6 protein-coding genes are annotated in these 5,864 nt (G+C 70.8%); 2 read left to right on the top strand and 4 right to left on the bottom strand.

The annotated features are described in order from the left end of the window. Positions 1 to 30 precede the first annotated feature (30 nt). From ACFU5M_RS33880 to ACFU5M_RS33870, 3 genes are all read right to left on the bottom strand, one after another. Positions 31 to 648, bottom strand: coding sequence for a hypothetical protein (locus ACFU5M_RS33880; RefSeq protein ID WP_379055606.1), 618 nt, complete (start codon positions 646 to 648; stop codon positions 31 to 33). A gap of 78 nt (positions 649 to 726) precedes the next feature. Next, positions 727 to 1,992 (bottom strand): precorrin-6y C5,15-methyltransferase (decarboxylating) subunit CbiE, encoded by a 1,266-nt coding sequence (gene cbiE, locus ACFU5M_RS33875; protein ID WP_379055604.1) that lies wholly within the window; start codon positions 1,990 to 1,992, stop codon positions 727 to 729. Next, positions 1,989 to 2,744, bottom strand: a complete 756-nt coding sequence (locus ACFU5M_RS33870; protein ID WP_379055602.1) for an SDR family NAD(P)-dependent oxidoreductase — start codon at positions 2,742 to 2,744, stop codon at positions 1,989 to 1,991. The genes cbiE and ACFU5M_RS33870 overlap by 4 nt, the downstream gene beginning before the upstream one ends. A gap of 96 nt (positions 2,745 to 2,840) precedes the next feature. Here ACFU5M_RS33870 and ACFU5M_RS33865 point away from each other — a divergent pair, with 96 nt between their 5' ends. Further along, complete coding sequence (locus ACFU5M_RS33865; protein ID WP_379055600.1) at positions 2,841 to 3,272, top strand: PPOX class F420-dependent oxidoreductase; 432 nt, start codon at positions 2,841 to 2,843, stop codon at positions 3,270 to 3,272. Between the two features lie 41 nt (positions 3,273 to 3,313). Here ACFU5M_RS33865 and ACFU5M_RS33860 read toward each other — a convergent pair whose 3' ends face one another. Continuing rightward, on the bottom strand, positions 3,314 to 4,441 hold the full coding sequence (locus ACFU5M_RS33860; protein ID WP_379055598.1) for a M24 family metallopeptidase: 1,128 nt from the start codon (positions 4,439 to 4,441) through the stop codon (positions 3,314 to 3,316). Between the two features lie 83 nt (positions 4,442 to 4,524). Between ACFU5M_RS33860 and ACFU5M_RS33855 the strand changes: the two genes are divergently transcribed. Continuing rightward, a complete protein-coding gene (locus ACFU5M_RS33855; protein WP_379055596.1) occupies positions 4,525 to 5,490 on the top strand; it encodes a 5'-3' exonuclease H3TH domain-containing protein in 966 nt (321 codons plus the stop codon). The last annotated feature ends 374 nt before the right edge of the window (positions 5,491 to 5,864 follow it).

Raw genomic sequence — 5,864 nt, 5'->3', positions numbered from 1 at the left:
CTTCCCGGGTGCCGCCCAGAATCAGGACTCTCAGGGCTGGCCGCTGAAGTAGGCGATACCCGCGTTCAGCAGCGAGGGCCCGCCCGCGACGGCCAGACCGATCAGCGCGCCGAGCACCGCGCCCGGCAGGATGCCGACACCGAAGAAGACGATGCCGATGGCGGCGCCGATCAGGCCGCCGACCAGAGCGCCGAGCGAGGCGCGCTGCAACTCGGCGAAGAACCAATCCTGCGCGCCGATGAACTCGGCGGCGACCGGCGCGTTCGCGGTCGGCGCGACCTGCGGCGTCAGCGTCAGCTGCCTGCCCTCGTCGGCGACGGCCGCCGCGATCCGGACCTCTTGCCCCTTGGCCGTCGCGGTGAGCGGAATGCTGGTGACGGTCTCGCCCGCGGAGTTCTTCAGGGTGACCGAGCTGTTGTCGGTGTCGACGCTGAACGCGCCGCCGGTCACGCTGGTGACGACCGACTTACCCGCGTCGGCGAGCTGCAGCGCGTAGCCGACGCCCTGGTCCGTACCCGTGACGGTGGGCGCGGCCGCGGACTGGTCCTGCGCCGCCGGCGGCGTGGGAGCCGCGTAGGAGGTACCGGCGGTGACTCCGGTGGCGGCGACGGCCAGCAATGCGGTAGCGGCGAACTTCTTGTATCTCATCTATCTCCCCAATAGGAATCGGATTTCCGGTCATGACCGGAACTCGGCCCCGACCCTACCGCGTGACCGATAACGTGTTCACCCCTCCGCGGGGAACGTGGGCGCGGTTTTCACCACCGACCACTGGGTCACGGGAAGCTGCGGACGCCAAGCGGTGAAGGACCCCAAAGGCTCCCCGCGATAGATCTGGAACTTTCGCAATGCGCCCCCTTGGGCGCTCGACCAGCTGAGCAGCAGCGATTCCGATTCGGCGGTCACCGCGTTCGCGACGAGCCTGCCGCCCTGACGCAACTGCGCCCAGCATGTCTCGAGCACGCCATCCTGGGTCAGGCCGCCGCCGACGAAAATCGCGTCGGGCGCGACGATTTCGCTGTCCGCGGCAAGTTCGGCGCACACCTCACCGCGCACCACGATGCGAGGCACGCCCAGAGCTTCCGCGTTGCCGGTGATCTGGCGGCGCCTGCGCTCGAGCCGTTCGAACGCGACGGCCCGGTTGCCCGGATCCGCCCGGCACCATTCGATGGCGATACTGCCCGACCCTCCGCCCACATCCCACAGTAGTTCGCCAGGGGCCGGTGCCAGCGCCGCGAGCGTCAGCGCACGGACCTCATGTTTGGTGAGCTGCCCGTCACCGCCGAACAATTCGTCCGGCAGACCGGGCAGGCGCGTGGCACGCGGCTGGTCCGAGTCGGCCGCGCAGGTGACCGCCACGATGTTCAACGGGTCGCCCGGCGGATGTTCCCACTGCTTCGCGATTCCGGTGCGACGCCGTTCGGCGGACCCGCCCAGTTGCTCGAGCACCGTCACCTCGGAACCGCCGAAACCGTGGCGCGCCAGCAGCTGTGCCAAACCGAGCGGCGTGTGCTCGTCGGCGCTGAGCACCAGCAGCCGCCTGCGGTCGGCCAGCTCGGGCAGTACCGTCGCCAGCGGACGCCCGACCACACTGACCACCGGCGTCTCCGCCAGCGACCATCCCAGCCGGGCACAGGCCAAAGAAGCGGAAGACGGCTGGGGCAACACCAGCAACGCCTGCGGACCAAGCAGCCGGGACAAGGTGACGCCGATTCCGTAGAACATCGGGTCGCCGCTGGCCAGAACGCACAATCGCGCGCCGGTGTGCCGTTCGAGCAGCCCGGGCAGCGCGGGCAGCAAGGGCGAGGGCCACGGCACCCGGTGCGCCGCCACGGTGGCAGGCACAAGCGCGAGTTGGCGCGCGGAACCGAACAGGATCTCGGCGTCGCCGACCGCTTCCCGCGCGGCGCGGCCGAGACCGTCCCAGCCGTCGGCGCCGATGCCGACGACCGCGATCGGCGCGCCGGTCCACGACACAGGTGTGGCGCTCACCGGGGCATCCGCCGCCAGACCGGTTGCGGCAGCAGGCGCATCGCGAAGAACACCGGTCGCAGGATCCGGGGTACCCAGACCCGGCTCGCGCCGCGGCGCAAACCCGCGACCACGGCGTCGGCGACCTGATCCGGAGTGCTGGAGAAAGGCGCCGCAGACATGCCCTCGGTCATCCTCCCGATGACGAAGCCGGGCCGGACCAGCAGCAAGCGAACGCCGCTGCCGTGCAGGGCATCCGCGAGACCGGAAGCGAAACCGTCGAGTCCGGCTTTCGCCGATCCGTAGACGTAATTGGCGCGCCGCACACGCACGCCCGCGACCGAGCTGAACACGACGAGCTGTCCCGCGCCGCGCGCGCGCATCAGATTCGCCAGCGTGGTGAGGACACCGGCCTGGGCGACGAAGTCGGTGTGCAAGATGGCCGCCGCGTGCGCGGGATCCCGCTCGGCGCGCTGCTGATCGCCGAGCACACCGAAGGCGAGCACCGCGATGCCGATCGGCCCGTGCTCGGCGGCGACCTTCTCCAGCAGCGCCGGGTGACTCGCCGTGTCGTCGGCGTCGAATTCGACGGTGTGCACGTCGCTCGCACCGGCCGCCATGATCAGCGCCTGCTGCGCGTCCAACTCGCCGCTGCGCCGGGCCGCCAGAACCACCGCGCGCCCGGGCGCCAGCCGTCGCGCCACTTCGAGCCCGATCTCGCTGCGACCGCCGAGCAGCAGCACGGTCCCGTCGGCCATTCCACGCGTTCCCATGCGCCACAGTCTGTCATTGCCATGGACGTGTTCGGCCATCGCTCCGTTGGTCGGGCTGGTGCGGCGCGGACGGGTGCCGGAGGCTACGGTCGGGGGATGCCGACGAGTACTGCTGAGTTGTCGCCCGCCGCCCTCGAGTTCGTCGCCAAACGGCATCTCGCCACCCTGACGACACTGCGGGCGGACGGAACGCCCCATGTCGTGGCGGTGGGGTTCACCTGGGACCAGGAGGCCGGGATCGCGCGCGTGATCACCAACGACGGGTCGGTGAAGGTGCGCAACGTGCGCCGCTCCGGATACGCGGCGGTCAGTCAGGTCGACGGCATCCGGTGGATCACCCTGGAGGGCCCGGCCACCGTACTCGACGCCCCGGACGACGTCGCCGAGGCGGTCGAGCGCTACGCCGGTCGCTATCGCGTGCCACGGGAGAATCCGACGCGTGTGGTGATCGCCATCCAGGTCCGGCGCGTGCTGTCCAGCAGCACGCTCGTCGCACCGGCCGCCGACGGTAACGGCGCCGGCGCGTAGAGCCTCGGGCGAGCCCATCGGGCTCGGCCTTCAGCTGTCGATCACAGGATCGCGAGGCCGTGCGGCCGCTTGTTCAGCGATTCGCCGCCCTCGTCGGTGACTACCACGATGTCCTCGATGCGCGCGCCCCACTCGCCGTGGAAGTAGATGCCGGGCTCGACGCTGAATGCCATGCCTGGCCGCAGCACGAGGTCGTTTCCCGCGACGATGTAGGGCTCCTCGTGCACCGACAGGCCGATGCCGTGCCCGGTGCGGTGCACGAACGCGGGCCCGAAACCGGCTTCGGTCAGCGGGTTTCGTGCCGCGGCGTCCACCGCGGCCGCGGTGACGCCCGGACCGACCGCGGCGACCGCCGCCGCCTGTGCCCGCTCCAGTTCGGCGTACCGGGCGGCCACCTCCGGATCGGGTTCGCCCAGGACGTAGGTACGGGTGGAGTCGGAGTAGTAGCCGGGCTCGACCGGGCCGCCGATGTCCACGACCACCACGTCCCCCGCCTCGATCCGGCGTTCGGACACCCCGTGGTGTGGGTCCGCTCCGTGCGGACCGCTGCCGACGATGACGAACGCCGCCTCGGTGTGCCCCTCGGCCACGATCGCGGCCTCGATGTCGCGGCCGACCTCCGCCTCCGTGCGCCCCACCTGCAAGAACTCCCCCATCCGGGCGTGCACCCGGTCGATCGCGGCGCCCGCGCGGCGCAGGGCGTCCACCTCGGCCGGGTCCTTGATCATGCGCAGTTCGCGCAGCACAGGGGTGGCGGATACCGGCAGGCCGGTGAACGACTCCGCCAGCGGGAGCAGATGCAGCGCGGGCATCACATCGGCCACGGCCACCCGCGAGCCCACATGCAGCGCGGACTTCACCAGGCCGTACGGGTTCGTGCCGTCCACCCAGTCCAGCACTTGCAGGCCCAGTTCACCCGCCGCGGAGTCCTCCAGCGACGCCAACTCCAGTTTCGGGATCACGACCGACGGCGTCGCCCCATCCGCCGGGATCACCAGGCAGGTCAGCCGCTCGAACGACTCGGCCGCCGAGCCGATCAGATAGCGCAGATCCGGCCCGGGGGTGATCAGCAAAGCGTCGAGGTGGGCGGCCCGCATCAGCTCCACCGACCGCTCCAGCCGGGCACCGTAGACGTCCGCCGCGAACCTCGAATCCGTATGCGAGCTCATTCGTCCGACGTTACCCGTCACGCGCGCGGGGGAACGCCGAACATCGTCCGGGCGGTGTCGGTGCGAGCGAGTAGCCTCGGCCCGTGACCTCTGCTGCCGGTGGGCCCCTGTTGTTGTTGGACGGCGCCAGTCTGTGGTTCCGCGCGTTCCACGCCATCCCCGACAAGATCACCGCGCCCGATGGGCGGTCGGTGAACGCGCTGCGCGGTTTCACCGACATGGTGGCGTCACTGATCACCAAGTTCGCACCGAGCAGGCTGGTGGTGTGCCTGGATCTGGACTGGCGCCCGGCGTATCGCGTCGAGCTGGTGCCGTCCTACAAGGCGCACCGGTTGGATACCTCGCCGGAGGCCGCCCCCGGCGCCGAAACCGTTCCGGACACGCTCACCCCGCAGGTGGAGATGATCCTCGAGGTGCTCGCCGCGGCGGGCATCGCGACCGGCGGAGCGGAGGGCCTGGAGGCCGACGACGTGCTGGGCACCTTGGCCACCCGAGAGCGCACTGACGAGGTGATCGTGGTCAGCGGCGACCGCGACCTGTTGCAGCTGGTGCGAGACGAGCCGACGCCCCCGGTGCGGGTGCTCTATGCCGGACGGGGACTGGCCAAGGCGGAACTCTTCGGCCCGGCCGAGGTATCGGCGAAGTACGGCGTGCCGCTGCGAAACGCCGGCCCAGCCTATGCCGACATGGCCACGCTGCGCGGCGACGCCTCCGACGGCCTGCCCGGAGTGGCGGGCATCGGCGAGAAATCCGCCTCCACGCTGATCTCCCGCTACGGTTCCCTGGAAGCGCTGGTCGCGGCCGTGGAGGATCCGGACGCCGACTTGGCCCAGAGCGTGCGCGCCCGGCTGCGCGCCGCCGAGGACTACCTGAAGGCCGCCGCACCGGTGGTGCGAGTGGTCTGTGACGCCGAAGTCGCCATGTCCCGCAGCGACGTCCTCCCCACCGAACCGGCCGATCCGGACCAGCTGCGTGCCTTGGCCACCGCATACAACGCCGAGAGCCCGGTCACCCGATTGATCACCGCACTCGGCGCCCGCACCGCCTGAACCTGGAGACCGCAAAAGCCCGCCGCATCACGCACGACAACTCCGGCTCGACCACAGGTACGAGCAGGCGCCGTTCGCGCCCCGGCCCAGGGCCCAAAGGGGCACAACGCGCGAAGTAAGAAGGCAAGCAGCACGTGCTCGGCGAAGTAACCACGCCGCACCCAGGCGCCGGAACCAACTCGGCGTCCGCTACCGAGTCACCAGCTTCCCTCCACCGAACCCCCAGGTAGTGCTACTACCCCCGGGCACAATCACACCGGCTCAACCCCGGTTCCGAGCGAAGCGAGACCGAGCATCCGCCGTTCGCGGCCCTGCTCGCGTCCGAGCGGCCGCCGCGCAGGCGACGAAGGAGCAAGCGGCGATCGCTCGGACGC

The sequence above is a fragment of the Nocardia sp. NPDC057455 genome, from assembly GCF_042802775.1.
Lineage (GTDB): Bacteria > Actinomycetota > Actinomycetes > Mycobacteriales > Mycobacteriaceae > Nocardia.
Note: the sequence above shows the minus strand (reverse complement) of the source record. Positions and strands in the feature narration are given on the sequence as shown.